Genomic DNA, 15,520 nt, shown 5'->3' with positions numbered 1-15,520 from the left:
AGAAGTATCGGTGGCATGCGGCGATGGTCGATCGTGATCGCTCTCTCGCTGGTGATCGCGTGCACCGCAGGGTGCGCAGGGGCATCCGAGAACGGCGTGAGCGACTCGGATGCCACGACCGCGACTCCGAACGCGTCGAGCACCGCCGATGACGTGACGCAGCTCAACGATCTGTGTCGCAAACTCGTGGCGGATTCGCTCGCGGGCAGGGGTGGCCCGGAAACGCTCGAGAGCTATGTGAGTCTGAGGCCGGAACGCGTTGAACTGCGCAGGGCGTTCGATGAGCAGGTCGACTCGATCCCCGTGTCGGATTCTGAACGGGAGGCGGCCGACCTGTTCGACGACTTCCGGGCGTGGGCCGACGAAGCAGAGGCGAAGATCGCGGAGGCGGCCGAGTCCGGCGACCCGTCGACGTTCGACGCCGCAGTCGACGCGTTCGGTGTGGCCCTGGCCGGCACGACGTGGAAGCGGGACCTGGCCGCGGTCGGCATCAGCTGCCCGGCGCGATAGCGGTGTTCGTCGACGACTGGGCTGGCCCGGCTCACTCCTTGCACGCGGGCGATGTGGGCGCTCCCGATCGCCCGGGCTGGTCCTCCGCCCGAGCGTTTCCCCCTGATGAGGCGCTACATCATCGACTGCAGCAGCTGCGTGGCCCGCTGGTTGTCGCTCGTCGCGAGGACGACGCGATTCCTGGCGGCCACGTAGACGAGTGAGATGTTGATCCCGGCATCCGCGAGCGCGCGCGCCATCGCACCGAACCTGCCCGGCGTGTCCACGTCGGGGCCGGGCAGCGCTGGACTGACGAGGACATCGGTCTCGGCCTCGACCGCGATGCCGGCGCCCTCGAGCGCCGCCTTGGCGCCCGCGACGTCGTTGACGAGAATGTGCACGGCGCCCGTTCCGCCCTCCATGATCGCGCAGAGGCCCTCGATGTTGACGCCCGCGTTGCCAAGCGCTTCGCCGAGTCGAGCCCCTTCGCCCGGCACATCCTTGAGGGTGACCAGAAGATCCTTCGCCATTGCGGCACCTCCTTGTCGGATGTCTCAGGTCTACGCCCGTGCCCCCGATGCGTCAACGTTCACAACCCGGGGGATGGTGCGCGACTGGGCGGCATCCGTAGGCTGACCTTCATCGACGGGCGGGAGGTCGCCGTCTGTCGTCGGGGCTGGGAGCGACCATGCTGGACTGGTTCTACGACACGAGCATCCTGATCACGCTGCCGTTCTTCGTGGGTGCGTTCGTGATGGTCTCCTGCCTGATCGTGCTGGCACTCCGTCCGGCGGTGCACCGGCTCGTCAGCGACACGAAGGAGTGGGACCGAGCCCTCGCCCACGTCATCGGCACGTTCGGCGTGTTCTTCGGCATCCTGCTCGCCCTCGTCGCGGTGTCGGTCTACGAGAACTTCTCCTACACGCGCCAGGTCACGATCGAGGAGGCGGGCCGTGTGGGCGCGCTCTTCCGCGCGACCACCGGCTTGCCCGATGAGGTCGCCGATCCGATGCGGCAGGTCCTCGACGCCTACATGCACTCGGTCATCGAGGTCGACTTCCCCGATCAGGCGTCGGGGATCCTCCCGCAAGCCAGCGACGCCCAGGTGGACGAGTTCGAGCGGCTCCTGCACACCGTCGAGGCCGACACCCGTACCGATCAGGCGGAATTCGAGCAGGCGCTCGCCACTTTCGATGCCTTCATCGAGTCGCGGCGAGCGCGGATCGACGCCACCGCCCTCGCCCTGCCGCCCCTCTTCTGGCTCGTCATCTGGGTCGGGGCCGCGGTCAATGCGGTGCTGATCGCGTTCATTCATGTGGCCAATCCGCGCCTGCACATGCTCATGGCCGGGCTGCTCGGGCTGTTCATCGGCCTCGTCATCTTCGTCACGGCCGACATGGACCACCCCTACGCCGGGGCTATCTCGATCGGCCCGGGGGCATACGAGCGCGTACTCGAACAGATCATCGACGCGCGCGAGTAGTGCTACTGCGTGCGCGGGTGTGCCCGCAACGGCGAGTGCGCGCACAATGGGGTGATGGTCGAGATCTCCGATGACGACTTCGAGCAAATGGTCTCCGAGGAGTTCGATGCGCTCCCCGACGACATGGTGCGCGGGCTCGAGAATGTCGCGATCGTCGTCGAGGATCAGCCGGTGGGGGAGCGACCGCGGCTGTTCGGGCTGTACCGCGGGCATCCCCTGACGACGCGCGGGACCTACGGCTTCGGGGAACTTCCCGATCGGATCACGCTGTACAAGAACAACCTGCAGAAGCACAGCGCCGACCTCGACGCGCTGCGTTCGCGGGTCCACGTCACGCTCGTGCACGAGATCGGTCACTTCTTCGGGCTCGACGACGCGCGCCTCCACGAGCTCGGTTGGGCGTAGGCGTTCTTCCGCCGCCGAGCCTCACGTCAGGGGACCACCGTCGATCGGTGGCGCAGCATCCGCCTCGCAACGATGCTTGAACACATGGGTGCACGGATGCCGCGAGCCGAGGTCCGATCGTTGCGGGTCGCGCGACCCGACGGCGCCGTCATCGCCGCGGAGCTCATCGGTTCTCCGCACGACCCGCTCGTGCTGCTCGTCGCGGGTGCGGATTCATCCATGGACTGGTGGCGGCCCGAGTTCTGCCGCCTCATCGTCGATCGCCGACGTTCGGTCGTGCGGTACGACCAGCGCGGCACGGGGGAGACGACGCTCGGGCCACCAGGCACCCGACGGGAAGGGTTGCGGGCGGATGGGTCGCGCAACTCGCCGCCCTCGAGAACCCCGACCGCGTTCGCGCACTCACGCTCGTGTCGACGAGCCCGACGATGTTCCAGGCCGACCCCGACCTGCCCGGCGCCACGGCCCGGATGCACGAGGCGTGGGCGAACCCGCGGCCCGAGCCCGACTGGAGCGACCCCGGTGCCGTGATCGCGTACCTCGTCGAGATCGACCGCGACTACGCCGGCGACCGATTCGACGAGGTGTACGACCGTGCGATCTGGACCGACACGGTGCGCTGCTCGCCGGGCATGCACCGCGCCGAGGACCCGCTCTTCCCGATCGGGAACGGAGAGGCGCTGGCGCGACATCCGCGGGTCTCGATTCGTCGCGTTGCCGGGCGGCGGGCACGACCTGCCACCCGCGGTGTGGGAGCAGGTGGAGGAGACTATTCGGAGAAGCGCACGCTCCTGACCTGCATCGTGTCACCGTCGGCTCGGATGATGCATCGGACGGCAGCGTACCGAGTGGTGCCCGAGTCGTCGACGAAGGTCACGGTGCCCGACACGCGCTGCGCGTCATCCGCCGAGGTGATCTCGAAGCGTCGGGACAGGTCGATGTCGGTGCGCTCGCGCGCCTCGAGCTGGGCCTTCGCGGCGGAGCGGCACAGGGACTCCGCGGTGGCCGGTTCCGGTGATCCGGTGGCGATGACGCTCGCGACCACTGCCGCGCCGCCCGCGAGAACGACGACGGGCACCATGATGCGTGCCCACAGAGGGATCCTGTCGAGCGAGGAGGGTTTCGTTTCGGGCGCCGCGACGGCGGGCCGTTCGGTTGTTTCAGGTGTCATGGGCGCGAAGCTACGCGCCGCGTGCGGCTGCGGCATCCGTGCGCTCCACGGATATCCGAGAGGTGTGAGCCCTGAGCCGACGGTGGTCTCACAGACTCGTCAGCAACCGGATGACGAACTCCATCGATATCAGCCGTCGACAGGGCAGGACCTGCCGCCCGCGGTGTGGGAGCGGGATGGTGGAGACGGTGGCTCTCACGGACTCGTGAGCAACCGGATGACGAACTGCATCGACGCCGGCCCTCGCGCCGCGAGGTCCGGGTTGCGAAGAAGCTGGTGATGGCCGAGGTAGAGGGCGTACGCCAGCCAGGCGCGTCGCTCGGCCTCGGCTTCGGGGAGGCCCACCTCGACCAGCGTGCTGCGGAGCACGTCGAGTCGCGCCTGCGTGACGCGTGCGAAGACCGCAGCGACCGGCGGTTCGTGCGCCTCCGAGACGAGCGTCACCTCGATCTCGTCGACGGGACGCTCGTAGACCTCTGCCACGACGGCCTTCAGACGTTGCAACGGGTCGTCGATCGAGAGGACAACGCCGAGGCGGTCGGTGGTGTTCTCACGTTCCCAGAGCTCCAGCGCTGCGGCGATCAGGTCGTCGCGGTCGTGGAAGTGCCAGTAGAAGCTTCCCCTGGTGGTCTCGAACTCCTTCGCGAGCCGATCGACCGCGACGCCCTTCACCCCGCCGCGCTCGATGGCCCGCAACGCCGCGCGCGCCCAATCGTCACGTGAGAGCAGGGGTTTGCCACTGCGTGTCGCCATGTTCCATACAGTAGTGTATTGTGCACCATACACCGATGTATGGAACGCGAGAGGATCAACCGTGTCGCGAAGGCTGCCGATCGAGGAGCACATCTCCCACCCATGGCGCATCCACGAGCTCACCCCTGACTTCGCCGTCGAGGACGTGTGGGAGCTCGACACGCCCGGCGGTCCCGGGCAGCTCGACGACCTGTTGTCCGCCATGGTCAATACCGACTTCCCACAGGGCGCGCCGGCCATCGTCCGCTTCCTGTGGGACCTGCGCTGGCGGCTCGGCGCCATCCTCGGGTGGGACAAGGACGGCAGTGGCCTCGGTTCGCGCGTGCGATCGTTGCGCGAGCGGATGCCCGCCGACCTGTACGATCGGCCGATCCGGCTCGCGTTCGACGACCGGTTCACGACCATGTACCACCTCGACGACGAGTGGGCCGCCGAGTTGGCGAATCGCACCGTGCACACGGTCATGCACCTCGGCTGGGTCCCCGACGGCCAGGGCGGGTACCGCGGGCAGATGGCGGTGCTCGTCAAGGCCAACGGATTCTTCGGGCGCCTCTACATGGCATTCATCAAGCCGTTCCGCTACACGATCATCTACCCGGCGCTGCTCGGCGGACTCGAGCGTCGTTGGAGGTCTGCGAAGCCCGCCGCCGACCTCGCTTCCGGCGAGCGGTGAGACGGATGCAGCGGCCGGGTCGCCCGGAGGAACGAACACTCGCTCGGTCGCTGCGAGTCAAGCCTGGTCGACGCGGTCGAGGAACTCGGTCATCGCGTCGGCCAGCGCGTGGGGCGCTTCCATCGCGACGTAGTGCCCCACTCCGTCGAGCAGGACGGACGTGACCACGCCCTCGGCGACCTGCCGCATGGTGGCCTCGGTGAAGGGGCCGCCGAACCCGCCGACGGCGAGCACCGGCATGCGCAGCGGGCGGGATGCGGCGAGTTCCCTGAGCTCGTCGCCCTCCGAGAGCATGGACCGGTACAACCCGGTCGCGCCGCGCCACGCGCCCGGACGCGAGTACGTGCGGACGAACTCGTCGAGGTCCTCCTCCCCGACGGCGCCAGGCACGGCGGTCATCGACGGGAATGCCCACGTTCCGAGAACCTCTTGCTCACGTCCGGTGAAGAGCAGGTCCGCGATCCCCGGTGCCGCGAGGACGCCGATGTGCCAGGAACCGCCGTGCGTGACATCCGCGAACCCTTCGAGTCCGAACCCGGCCAGCCCCAGCTCGGTCGCGGTGAGGCTGAGCGCGACCTCTGGGTGCGTTGCCGCGAGGCGGAAGACGGCGCCGCCGCTGACGTCCTGTGCCGCGAGGTGCACCGGGCCGACGCCCAGGTGCGCGATGAGTCGGTGCAGGTCCTCCGTGGCGGTCGCGCTGCTGAAGTCGTCGCCGTCGTTCGCGGAGTCGCCGAAGCCGCGCAGGTCGACCGCGAAGACGCGATGCTGCTCGGCGAGCAGCGGGATCAGCTTGTGAAACGCCCACCAGGTCTCGGGGAAGCCGTGCACCAGGAGCACCGGCGATCCCGCCGTGCCGGCCGACACGTAGTGCAGGGTCGTCCCATTGACGCTCGCCGTGTGGTGTGTGATCCCCGTCAACGTCGGGGTCGAGGTGGTGATATCCATATTGTCTCGCTTCCTCAAATAGTCAACCGCATTGTCTATTATAGACAACTTGATTGTCGTTTGCGAAAATGATTGATCATAGGCTTGGTTCATGTCGCGATCGGGTGCCGAGCTGGCGTTGCTCCTTCTCGGCGCATATCGGCGCATGGTCGACGAGGTGGTCGCCGGCTTGGAGTCACAGGGCTACTCCGACGTGCGACCCGTCCACGAGTTCGCGATGCGCGCCATCGCCGCGGGTGCGGACAGCGCCTCCGAACTCGGCCGACGCGTGTCGGTGTCGAAGCAGGCGGCAGCGAAGACGATCGCGATCCTGGTCGAGCGCGGATACGTCGACCGCGAGACCGATCCGGCCGATGCACGCCGAAAGCGCCTCGACGTCACGCCGTTGGGATTCGAGGTGATGCGCGCCGGTGAGGCGCTGTTCGAAGAGCTGCGCGAGTCATTCGAACGAGAGATCGGTGCTTCGGAACTTTCCTCGCTGGAGGCGGCGTTGAAGACCTTGGTCGGCAATTCGGCGGTCAGGATCGAGGCGCCCGGCTGGGTTGCACAGGAACTCGACTGAGTCTCGTCCGGGCCACCGAGCGAGCGCCAAGACGGCACCGGTGTGCGGCGGCGTCATGCCGCGTGAGGCGCGCGTTCGTCGCCATCCTCGGTCACGCTTGTGGCGCGGCCGTGGGTCTCGACGTGGCTGAGCAGGCGGATGAACGTTCCGCCGGTGCCCGTCAGGCCTTCGAAGAAGGTCGCCGCCTCCGGTGTACCGGTGGCTCGACTCGCCGCTCCGTACGAGGCGAAATAGAGGTCGACCGTCCGATGCGCCGGTGCGGGCGACCCGTCGGCGCTCGGGAAGACCCGGGCCGTCTCGATTCGCAGCAGTCCCGGCAGGGTGCCGGCGAGATCGAGTAGCGCAGGGAATCGACTTTCGAACGCGATCGGTCGCGAGGGGTTGTCGATGATGAGCGACAGCTTGATTTCATCCATGATCGTCACCGTCGCCGATCTCCTGCATGGTGTACCCGTCGCGACCGATCGCCGGCCCGTTCGCCGCCTCCGGGACGGCGTGCGTGTGGGACTCGCGCACCCGCCGCGCCGCAGCAGAGTAGACGGATGTCGCTGGCCCGCCCTGCGCACCGGCTCCGGCGGGCGTCGTGGTCTCGGTCGTGGTCATGATGGCCTCCTTGTTCGGGGACGGATCGATCGATCCAGCCGCTCTCAGGGTGTCGTTCGTCGGGTCTCCGTCGCGCCCGGGGGACACCCGGGATCCGATGCCCGCGTACCCGGGCGCTGATGCCCGGGGACCCCGGGGGTCACTGGGTGGACCACCGAGGTGAGTCCAGAGGCGGTGACGCGCGCCGCCGACCTCGCCGCCGGCGAGCGGTGAGAATTCGGCGATCGAGGTCGACGGCGCGCGGACCCCGGTGTCGTTCTGGCGGGTGACGGGAACGGCCGTGTTCATCAACCTGCTGAACCCGAAGCTCACGAACTTCTTCTTCGCGTTCCTTCCGCAGTTCGTGCCGGCGTCGGCGGCGAACGCGAGCCTGACGATGATCTGGCTGAGCTCGGTGTTCATGGCGGTGACGTTCGTGGTGTTCGCGGTGCACGGCGTCTTCGCCGCGGCGATGCGTCGGCAGGTGTTCGGCCGCCCACGGGTGGTCGCGTGAATGCGACGCACCTTCGCAGCGACGTACGTGCTGCTCGCTGGGCGGCTCGCCCTCGAGGCGCGCGCCGAGACCGCGAGGTCGCGCGGGCTTCTCGCGCGGCATCGGACCCCCGGTGCGCTGGCCGGATGACAGGGGAGCGGCGCAGAACGTTGCGACGCAAGTACCTCAGTCTCGGCTCCGGCGAACTTGCCGCCGCCGTGGTGTTCGCGGCCGTTGCGATCTGGTTCGTTGCTCCGCGCCTCAGCAGCCCGACGGATGTCGCGGCGCTCTGGTCGGCGCTCACGCCATTGTTCGTCGTCCTCGTGCAGGCGGGGGTCTACTGGCTCGGTGCGCGAAGCTGGGTGGAGCTCGAACCGATGCCCGCCGCATCCGCCGCCCTGCTCCGGGTGTTCCGGGTGGCCGACGTGGCGCTCCTGGCTGCCGGACTCGCCGGCGTGATCGTGTGGTGGCCCGAATCGGTGGGGGTCGCGCTGGGCGTGCTCGCGGTGTGGGCGTTCGGAGTGATCGAGTATGTGAACTACTTCGTGGTGCGACTGGCGTATCCCCCTGGCCGGTGGTTCACCTTGGTCGGCGTGTGGCGCACCCCTCGGCTCATGCAGGACGTCCGGACGGCCGCCCACAAGCCGTCATGAGCGCCTGCGCGTCGGGAGGGTCGTCACCGTCGTCGAGGGTCAGTCGCTGGGGGTGCGGCCTCGGCCGTTCGGGCTGTGCCGCGGAGACCAGCCACGACGCATTCGTCATCGCATGACCGCTGGGCGGCGTCACGCCGCCGCCCCTTCGCGGAGTTCGAATCGTGCGCGGCCGCCGAGTCGTGGGACTTGGGCGGGGTCGATGTGCGGTGGTGGGATGAACCACACCTCGCTGGGGCCCGGGCGGATGTGCCATCCGTCGCGGTGGATCATGTGGTGGCAGAAACTGCAGAGGAGGACTCCGTTCGAGAGGTCGGTGGGGCCGGCGTCGCGTTCCCACCAGTCGATGTGATGGGCCTCGACGTAGCCGATGTTCTGGCCGCAGGAGGCGCAGCCGCCGTCTCGTTCGCCGAGCGCGAGGCGTTGTGCTTTGGTGAACAGTCGCGCGGCCCTGCCGAGATCGAGTGGGAGGCTGTCGCCGCCGAGGACGGCGGGGATGAGTTCGGCGTCGGCCGACATGCGGCGGGCGGTACCGGCGGAGATGGGCTGGTCGATGCCGTCGATGCGGGCGTGCCCGAGGCCTTCGACGAGGGTGTCGTGGTCGACGCGGACCACGACCGTGGTCTTCGCGAGCGGGGTGAGCGTCTGGGTGCAGCCGAGCGTGTGGCGGGCGAGCGAGGCGAGCGCGTCGGCCTGGATCTGGGGGATCGACCGCCGGTCGTCGACGACCGGTGCGGGGTCGCCGTCGGTGGCTTCGCGTCGGCGGAGGGTGTCGCTGACGAGCGCCTCGATCGCGGTCTTGATGGGGGCGGCGCTCTCGGGGTCGAGGCGGGCGTGCAGGTGCAGCATGCCACGGCCGTCTTCACGCATCGTCAGCGAACGCTCCATGCGGAGCAGCTCTTCGCGAGGTTCGACGCCGTCGGGGTCGAGCCGCGCTTCGGCCTCGCGCACGCCGCGGTTGAGCGTCTCGAGCGGCACCCGCGCGGCCAGGTCGACGAGCGCGGCTTCGACGATGTCGATCCTGGACGTGTCGGCCGTCGACGACGCGCGGTCGAGCATCTGGGTGATCGCGGATGCCGCTTCGATGCCGATCTTCGACGCCTCCAGCGCGGCAGCGACGTGCGGGTGCCGCGACGGCAGCCGCTCACCACTGAAGGTCTGGCGTTGCGCCGTGGCGGTGCCAACCCCGATCAGCCGCTGCGCGTCGGTGCGGGACGCCCCAATGGACGCCGCGATCAACCTGACGGGATTGTGGAACCCCTGCGCCTTCGCCAACCCGGTGTCACCGAATTCCCGCCCGGATCGCTTCGTCACCTCGGCGGCCGCCCTCGCGAGCAGCACGTCGACATCGCGCCGGATCTTCGCGAGCGCATCGGTGACCTGCACCAGCCCGGCATCACTCATCTGCTCGACCTCGACCTGCGCTGCACCGCGGATGGCACCCCAAGCCGGCATCGAGCCCGCCCACGCCGCGCGCACTGCGGCAACGTCGCGCTCGAGCGCGACCAACGGCTCGAGGTGCTCGGGCGGGGGCTGATGTTCCATGCTTCGATCCTGCACCCACCCACCGACATTCGTTGCAGCAGGAAAGCGGCGATGATCAGCCATTTACCTGTGGAGAACTTGCCCCGGGCGGCCCCTGTGGAGGACAAGTCGGGCTCGAGGCATCCGTCAATTCTTGCGTGCTGCGGAGCGCGATCGACGAGTGACGCTCGACCCGCGCCCGGTGGCCTACTGATGCGATGTCGGTTCTCGTCGTCCAGCTCTTGTAGGCCGGTGCTCTGCGCCCGCCTCGAATCGGCGCCGCACCCGGACCTTACCGGATGCGGTCGAGGTGCAGTCGACAATGTGCGAGTGGCTGCTGGTCGAGGGGTCGGGTGGGCGTCGTTGGGTCGGTTCCCGCAACCGTGGTTCGGGGGCTTCCATTGCGACGTAATGCCCCACGTGGCGAGCGGATGCCACGCCCGCGCCGATCGCGGACCTGTGACCGCCGGATATCAGGAAACCCGGTGCATCCCCTTCCCGAGTCGCTGCCATCCCTTCTACATTCGGAGGACGCGGCCCGGTGAGGGTCCGCATCAGGCGATTCATCCGAGTGAATGGTGGGTTCCTGCATGTCGATGAACGCTGACCGTACGGGGAGGCGGCGGTTGCCCGCGGTTGCCGCGATCATGACCGCGGCGACGGTGTGTCTCATGATCTCGGGCTGCGCGCCCGGCACGTCGCCGTCGCGCGACCCAGCGTCGGAGACGTCGAATCCGGGCTCGACGGCCTCGCCGTCGGCGTCGGCGCGTCCGGCGTCATGCGATTCGACCGCCGACGGGCCGACCGTCGCGGTCATCGGCGACTCGATCACTCACGCCGAAAGCCCCGACTTCGCCGCGGGGGACATCGACCCGGTGTCCTGGGTGTCCTTCGTGTGTGATGAAGGGTTCGTTTTCGCCGGCGGCTGGGCCGAGTGGGGCGCCACGACGGCGGCCATGGCGGAGTCGGTGGTGCCCGTCGACGCTGAGACGCTCGTGCTGCTCGCAGGCACCAACGACTACGCCCTCGCCGTCCCGTTCGCCGAGACGACGGCGAACCTCGACCGGATCGTCCAGACCGTCGGGATCGCGGACGTCGTCGTGGTGTCGGTCCCGCCGATGGCCGCCTACCCGCAGGGGGCTCCTGAGCTCAACCAGCGCCTCGAGGAGCTGGCGAGTGCGCGCGGGTGGCGGTTCGTCGACGCGTCGGCCGGGCTTCGCGACGCCGACGGTAGGTACCAGGACGGGATGACCTCCGACGGCATCCACCCGTCAGAGGAGGGCTCCCGAGTGCTCGGCGATGCGATCGCCGAGGCGCTGAGAGTCGGATGACACCGTTGAGCCCCGAGGCGGCGAAGCGCGCCGCCGCCCTCGCCGTGCGAGTACAACTCAGTGATCGCAGATTTCGATGTCTGCCGTCGTCCGCGTCTGCGGCGACGCGGAGGCCGGCGCCGACGCGGCGATCAGCTTCGGTTCAGGCCACGGCGAACTGGCCGGCGTAGACCCGCTCGCGCATGATGGTGCCCGCGAGGTCGTACTTCGTCCAGCCGTCGAGCTTGGTGAAGAAGCTGTGCGAGAACCAGGCGTCCTTGTTGGCCCAGTGGAGCACGACCGGCTTATGCGGAAGCTTCGCATGGTCGAAGCGTTGGGTGCTCCCGGTAGCCAATCCGTCGGCGAGCACAACATGGTCGAGCCGTGTGCGCATGACAAGCACGCGGGCGACATGTGCTCGAATCGCCGCCCACTGCTCGTCGGGTCGCGGGAGGACGGGGGTGTGCATCGTCACCAGCAGCCGGATGCGTTCGCCGTTCGCCGCCGCGGTCAACGCCACGTTGCCACCGTGGCTGTGCGCGAAGACCGTATCGAGGGGCGGAAGAGCGAGCGAGTCCCGCCACACCGGCAGGTCGGCCGCGCCAGCGTCGCGTGCATGTTGCGACCACTCGCCACTCCAGGTGAAGTAGGTCGCCTCGTTGTAGAGGTTTGTCGTGGACGTGGATCGGATGTGACTGTGCAGAGGCCGCCCGGGCGCGTACCACGGGTCGGCTGTGACCTGGGACCACGTGCCGTGGACGGCGATGCTTACTTCTGGTGGACCGGCCACAGGTGATTCGCTGGATCTCGGCCCGCGTGGCGGCGGTTCGAGTGCAGCTGCAACCTCGCCGTCTGATCCGGTCGCGGCACGGGCGATCTCCGCAACGTGCTCATCTGTCGAGGTGAGCGCACTCGCCAGAACGCTGTTGGCGACAGCGAGACCGCCCCGACTGAAACCTGTGAGCGCAGTAGCCGCGGCGACTCGCTGGAGTTCGTGCTCGCTTCCGAGGGAGTAGTTCAGCAGTGCGAGCAAGGACGGAGCCGAATGTGTCAGCTCGACGTTCCGCCAAAGCGCGACCTCATCGTCTCGACGACTCGGCGACTGCGGTTGCCATTTTCGGAAATCGGATGCACCGTGATCCTGCAATGCGTAGCGGGTCAGGTCGTCGAGGCGATCCTGTTCGCGCCAGAGTTCGTGTTCGCCACCAGCTGGGGCGACGAAGGGAACGTCGAGCGCTTCTGCATCATCGCGGACGTCGGCGGCCTGGCCGGCCGTGCCGAACGCGGCCGTGCCCATGGCGAGATACTGCCCGGCTCGGCTACTGATCGCACTCGGCGACTCGACTTCGAAGGCATCCTGTCCGATAACCGGCTCGAATCGCCCTTCGGCCGCCGTCGGCGGCTCTGCTGTGGTCATCGGTTCCCCCGGAGTCGACGAGTCAGACGGAGCAGGTCAGAATGAGCGCTGCTCGACTCCGAGTATCCTCGCCGATCGGGTGGTGCACCATATCGCAGAGGCCATCGAACTGACACACGCAGCCGCGTCTCAGCCCTGCTGCGTGCCCACCGGCTCGCCGGCGAGCAGGTCCGACACGAACCCGCCGATCTCTCGCCGCAGCCCGGCGTACGCGGCCGGGTGCGGCGTCTCAGCCTCGACGACCTCGGCGATGCGCTCGAGGGTCGGCCGCACGAGCTCGCCGGCCTCCACCGACCACGAGCCGAGCTGCGTCTCGAGGTCGTCGATGGTGACGTCGGCGTGCCGGTACACGCCGTTCACGGCGAACGCCATGCGCCCGTCGTTGGGCTGGTGGCGCAGCGGTACGGTGTCATAGGCGGGCGCGAGCGCCGCCGGTGCATCGAACGGATGCAGCAGCGCGAGGTTCTTGGCGTGCAGGTCGACGTTTCCGATGGCGACGGCGAGCACGACCATCCTCGCGAGCCGCTCGACCGAGGCGCGGTCGGCCTTCGACCTCACGAGCGTCTGGATGCGGTCGAGCGTCGCGGCGCCACCCTGCTCCTGGTACTTCTGCGTGCGTGGGATGCCGAGCGCCTGGCACATGTCCTCCTGGTGCACACGCCCGGTCGGGGCATCCGTCGACCGGTCGTAGCGTTCGATCACGAGCGCAGGGATGTCGCCGAACTCCTCGATCCACGTCGCGTACTCGATCAGGCCCAGCGATCGGGCGATGCGTGCCCCATACTCTTCGTCGAAGATCATCGTCGGGTACCGCGCGACCTGGGGCTTCAGGATGTGCGTCGACGGGTATCCGTCGTGCACAAGGTGCCACGCGTCGTCGATGCGGGCGAGCACGACCTTTGGTTGTACGCCGTTCAGCGAGGTCTTGCCGGTGGCGCGGTCGTTGCCGAGGGGCCGCGCGGCGGGGTTCTGGAGGAGCGCACCGATCGCGGCTTCATCGATCGCGGTGGTGAATGGCGTCCGCGGTTCACCGGGTACCGCAGGGTCGTAGATCTGCAGTGCGCCGGCGACATCGCGACCGTAGTGGGCGAGCAGGCTGAGCACGTCGTACTCGGGCAGGCGGGCCTGCGCGGCGAGGTCGGTGAGCAGATCGCCCTCGGGGAGAAGCTCGGCGAAGAAGTTGCGTCGCCGCGCGACCTGCGAGCGGTTCCCGAACGGCACCAGCGGCACGGATGTCGAAAGCAGCGTGCTGCCCAGTCCGAAACGTTCGATCGCGTTGCCGGATGTCTCGAAGTCGAATCGCCGCCAGTCCGCGCCGACCAGGCGGCCGACCTCCTGTCCGTAGAGCTCGACGGTCAGCTCAGGCATCGTCGGACCCGGTCGGCTCGTCGAGTTCGGCGTACAGCCGCACCCCCGTCGCGTCGAGCATCGCGAAGAGCCGCTCGGTGAGCTTGCCCGGCTTGCCAGCCTCCATCTCGGAGACCCACCGCTGCGTGAGCCCGAGCTCGCCGGCGAGCTCGCGCTGGCTCAGCCCGCGAGCGAGCCGGCCCTGCTGCAGCATCAGGCCGAGGGTCTCGGCGTTCGGTACGCGGCCGCGGTACGTCATCGGATGATCCTCCACTACGAATTCGTAATGAATCTAGCTTACTACGTTTTCGTAGTCAAGAACTGCGAACACGATTTCGTAATCAACGATGCGGGTCGACGGCGGCTGCGCGTGATCGCGACCGTGAGCGAGCCATCGACCTATTCACGCGAGAGCTCCGCCTATACGAGGTGTCACTGATGATGGTCGGCGCCATCCAAGACACCGGGGTACTCGCGGTCAAGGCACCAACTCCCGCCGAGACCTTGAACTCCGACTCCGCCAGCTCGCGCCGGGCGAGCCCCGTCCGAGGAGGAGCGACCTTCCGCCCTTGCCGCGAGCTGCAACAGAGGCCTCCGGGCTGTGCCAGGGAATCTCTTGGCGGGCCCGTCTGGACGTTCAGTACCCGACTGCGGCAAGCCCGGCGTTCGCCTGCTCCGGCGTGAACTGAGAGCCGTACTCACTGGTCAACTGTTCGTAGAGCCCATCACGGCTGAAGGCCATGACCTCGAGGTAGGACTTTGCGGCCTCAGCCGCCTCGGAGTTCCAGTCGGGGTTAAGGTAGTCCACCGCCCACGTCGCGACATCCACCGGGTAGCCGGAGCCGTACTGACTGCTCATCTGGTCGATGAGTCCCTGTCGGCTGAACGGCATGAGGCTGAGGTATTGCTGCGCTTGCTGCAGGGCATTCTCCTGCGCCAGGGTGAGCTTCGGCTTCTCCTGCACGGTGAACGTGATGACGGTGCCTTCCTCCACCTCGGCACCCTGCGCGGGGTCGCTCGCGGTCACGGTCGCGTCGCCGGGTCCGCTGTAGTTCACGACGAGCCCGATGCCCTTCAGCGCGGCGGTCGCGCTAGCGGCGGTCATGCCGACGATGGTGCTCGGGATTGTCACCATCTCCGGCTCCGGTTCCGGCTCAGCCTCCGGCTGCTGCTCGGGCTCGGCGACCTCGACGGAGGGAGCTTCGGCGCCTGTGGAGTCCGGTCGGTCAGCAGTGATCACGCTCACGATCCCAACGGTGAGCAGCACGAATACTGCAGCGGCCGAAACGCCCCAGGCGATCCACTCGCCCCTGCGACTCTTCTTCGGCTCGGCTTCGACCACCGGTGACCACTTCAGGGTGCCGTCTTGGTCCGTGAGGCGGTGCCCGTTCACGACGTCTCCGGGCTTGTACTGGGCAGCAACCTCGGCAGGCTCGTGCTCTGGGGCTGCGTTGACCGGCAGCCATACCCGCGACCCGTCAGGCTGCTCGGTAAGACGGTGCCCGTTGACGATATCGCCGGGCTTGTGATGCACGGGCTCGGTCATGTGAGCCTCCTTCTCGCGGGCCTCGTTCAAAGTCTCCTGCGAGCGGAGTCGCTGGCAGAGGGCCCAAGGTCCTAAGGGCGTTCCGATCGCGGTGCGCTCAATCTCGGCGCAAACCTTCGAAAGCGCGCCACCCCTCCGGAATGGCCCCCACTCCCCAAAGATCGACGGCC

General features: G+C 68.2%; 21 protein-coding genes. 10 read left to right on the top strand and 11 right to left on the bottom strand.

Going from position 1 to position 15,520, the window contains the following annotated elements:
* Positions 1-153 precede the first annotated feature (153 nt).
* Positions 154-510, top strand: coding sequence for a hypothetical protein (locus AB0K73_RS17325; RefSeq protein WP_360515914.1), 357 nt, complete (start codon positions 154-156; stop codon positions 508-510).
* Positions 511-623: 113 nt separating this feature from the next.
* On the opposite strand, the gene AB0K73_RS17320 is transcribed toward AB0K73_RS17325, so the two are convergent.
* Positions 624-1,019, bottom strand: a complete 396-nt coding sequence (locus tag AB0K73_RS17320; RefSeq protein WP_360515911.1) for a hypothetical protein — start codon at positions 1,017-1,019, stop codon at positions 624-626.
* 158 nt (positions 1,020-1,177) lie between these two features.
* On the opposite strand from AB0K73_RS17320, the gene AB0K73_RS17315 reads away from it, so the two are divergent.
* Positions 1,178-1,972 (top strand): DUF4239 domain-containing protein, encoded by a 795-nt coding sequence (locus tag AB0K73_RS17315; RefSeq protein WP_360515908.1) that lies wholly within the window; start codon positions 1,178-1,180, stop codon positions 1,970-1,972.
* Between the two features lie 54 nt (positions 1,973-2,026).
* Complete coding sequence (locus AB0K73_RS17310) at positions 2,027-2,377, top strand: metallopeptidase family protein (RefSeq protein WP_360515905.1); 351 nt, start codon at positions 2,027-2,029, stop codon at positions 2,375-2,377.
* A gap of 769 nt (positions 2,378-3,146) precedes the next feature.
* Here AB0K73_RS17310 and AB0K73_RS17305 read toward each other — a convergent pair.
* Both AB0K73_RS17305 and AB0K73_RS17300 read right to left on the bottom strand, forming a co-directional pair.
* Positions 3,147-3,548, bottom strand: a complete 402-nt coding sequence (locus AB0K73_RS17305; RefSeq protein WP_360515903.1) for a hypothetical protein — start codon at positions 3,546-3,548, stop codon at positions 3,147-3,149.
* Positions 3,549-3,743: 195 nt separating this feature from the next.
* Positions 3,744-4,301, bottom strand: coding sequence for a TetR/AcrR family transcriptional regulator (locus AB0K73_RS17300; protein ID WP_360515900.1), 558 nt, complete (start codon positions 4,299-4,301; stop codon positions 3,744-3,746).
* Between the two features lie 61 nt (positions 4,302-4,362).
* Here AB0K73_RS17300 and AB0K73_RS17295 point away from each other — a divergent pair, with 61 nt between their 5' ends.
* Positions 4,363-4,974, top strand: coding sequence for a DUF2867 domain-containing protein (locus tag AB0K73_RS17295; RefSeq protein WP_360515897.1), 612 nt, complete (start codon positions 4,363-4,365; stop codon positions 4,972-4,974).
* A gap of 57 nt (positions 4,975-5,031) precedes the next feature.
* Here AB0K73_RS17295 and AB0K73_RS17290 read toward each other — a convergent pair whose 3' ends face one another.
* Complete coding sequence (locus AB0K73_RS17290) at positions 5,032-5,919, bottom strand: alpha/beta hydrolase (protein WP_360515894.1); 888 nt, start codon at positions 5,917-5,919, stop codon at positions 5,032-5,034.
* 217 nt (positions 5,920-6,136) lie between these two features.
* On the opposite strand from AB0K73_RS17290, the gene AB0K73_RS17285 reads away from it, so the two are divergent.
* Entirely contained in the window at positions 6,137-6,481 is a 345-nt protein-coding gene (locus AB0K73_RS17285) for a MarR family transcriptional regulator (RefSeq protein WP_360515891.1), read from the top strand.
* Between the two features lie 53 nt (positions 6,482-6,534).
* Here AB0K73_RS17285 and AB0K73_RS17280 read toward each other — a convergent pair whose 3' ends face one another.
* Both AB0K73_RS17280 and AB0K73_RS17275 read right to left on the bottom strand, forming a co-directional pair.
* The gene (locus AB0K73_RS17280; protein WP_360515888.1) at positions 6,535-6,897 is read right to left on the bottom strand and encodes an EthD family reductase; all 363 of its coding nucleotides are present in this window, start codon (positions 6,895-6,897) and stop codon (positions 6,535-6,537) included.
* Positions 6,890-7,084, bottom strand: coding sequence for a hypothetical protein (locus AB0K73_RS17275; protein ID WP_360515885.1), 195 nt, complete (start codon positions 7,082-7,084; stop codon positions 6,890-6,892). The genes AB0K73_RS17280 and AB0K73_RS17275 overlap by 8 nt, the downstream gene beginning before the upstream one ends.
* Before the next feature lie 250 nt (positions 7,085-7,334).
* Between AB0K73_RS17275 and AB0K73_RS17270 the strand changes: the two genes are divergently transcribed.
* Genes AB0K73_RS17270 through AB0K73_RS17260 form a run of 3 tightly spaced genes read left to right on the top strand, consistent with a single transcriptional unit; the run spans position 7,335 to position 8,209 of the window.
* A complete protein-coding gene (locus AB0K73_RS17270; RefSeq protein WP_360515882.1) occupies positions 7,335-7,577 on the top strand; it encodes a LysE family transporter in 243 nt (80 codons plus the stop codon).
* On the top strand, positions 7,578-7,706 hold the full coding sequence (locus tag AB0K73_RS17265; protein ID WP_360515879.1) for a hypothetical protein: 129 nt from the start codon (positions 7,578-7,580) through the stop codon (positions 7,704-7,706).
* Complete coding sequence (locus tag AB0K73_RS17260) at positions 7,703-8,209, top strand: hypothetical protein (RefSeq protein ID WP_360515876.1); 507 nt, start codon at positions 7,703-7,705, stop codon at positions 8,207-8,209. The genes AB0K73_RS17265 and AB0K73_RS17260 overlap by 4 nt, the downstream gene beginning before the upstream one ends.
* A gap of 129 nt (positions 8,210-8,338) precedes the next feature.
* On the opposite strand, the gene AB0K73_RS17255 is transcribed toward AB0K73_RS17260, so the two are convergent.
* Positions 8,339-9,751 (bottom strand): DUF222 domain-containing protein, encoded by a 1,413-nt coding sequence (locus AB0K73_RS17255; protein ID WP_360515873.1) that lies wholly within the window; start codon positions 9,749-9,751, stop codon positions 8,339-8,341.
* Between the two features lie 605 nt (positions 9,752-10,356).
* Between AB0K73_RS17255 and AB0K73_RS17250 the strand changes: the two genes are divergently transcribed.
* Complete coding sequence (locus AB0K73_RS17250; RefSeq protein ID WP_360515870.1) at positions 10,357-11,061, top strand: SGNH/GDSL hydrolase family protein; 705 nt, start codon at positions 10,357-10,359, stop codon at positions 11,059-11,061.
* A gap of 142 nt (positions 11,062-11,203) precedes the next feature.
* Here the strand turns inward: AB0K73_RS17250 and AB0K73_RS17245 are convergent, their stop codons facing one another.
* Positions 11,204-11,560 (bottom strand): hypothetical protein, encoded by a 357-nt coding sequence (locus AB0K73_RS17245; RefSeq protein WP_360515867.1) that lies wholly within the window; start codon positions 11,558-11,560, stop codon positions 11,204-11,206.
* 525 nt (positions 11,561-12,085) lie between these two features.
* Here AB0K73_RS17245 and AB0K73_RS17240 point away from each other — a divergent pair.
* Positions 12,086-12,502 (top strand): hypothetical protein, encoded by a 417-nt coding sequence (locus tag AB0K73_RS17240; protein ID WP_360515864.1) that lies wholly within the window; start codon positions 12,086-12,088, stop codon positions 12,500-12,502.
* A gap of 84 nt (positions 12,503-12,586) precedes the next feature.
* On the opposite strand, the gene AB0K73_RS17235 is transcribed toward AB0K73_RS17240, so the two are convergent.
* From AB0K73_RS17235 to AB0K73_RS17225, 3 genes are all read right to left on the bottom strand, one after another.
* A complete protein-coding gene (locus tag AB0K73_RS17235; protein WP_360515861.1) occupies positions 12,587-13,825 on the bottom strand; it encodes a HipA domain-containing protein in 1,239 nt (412 codons plus the stop codon).
* Positions 13,818-14,063 carry a helix-turn-helix domain-containing protein gene (locus AB0K73_RS17230; protein ID WP_360515858.1) on the bottom strand — a complete coding sequence of 82 codons (246 nt, stop codon included), beginning with the start codon at positions 14,061-14,063 and terminating at the stop codon, positions 13,818-13,820. Before AB0K73_RS17230 ends, AB0K73_RS17235 begins: the two co-directional genes overlap by 8 nt.
* A gap of 378 nt (positions 14,064-14,441) precedes the next feature.
* Entirely contained in the window at positions 14,442-15,350 is a 909-nt protein-coding gene (locus AB0K73_RS17225; RefSeq protein WP_360515855.1) for an Ltp family lipoprotein, read from the bottom strand.
* Positions 15,351-15,520 lie beyond the last annotated feature (170 nt).

The organism is Agromyces sp. NPDC052230 (assembly GCF_040679595.1).
In the GTDB taxonomy this organism is placed as follows: domain Bacteria; phylum Actinomycetota; class Actinomycetes; order Actinomycetales; family Microbacteriaceae; genus Agromyces.
This window is presented reverse-complemented; position numbering and strand designations above follow the sequence as displayed.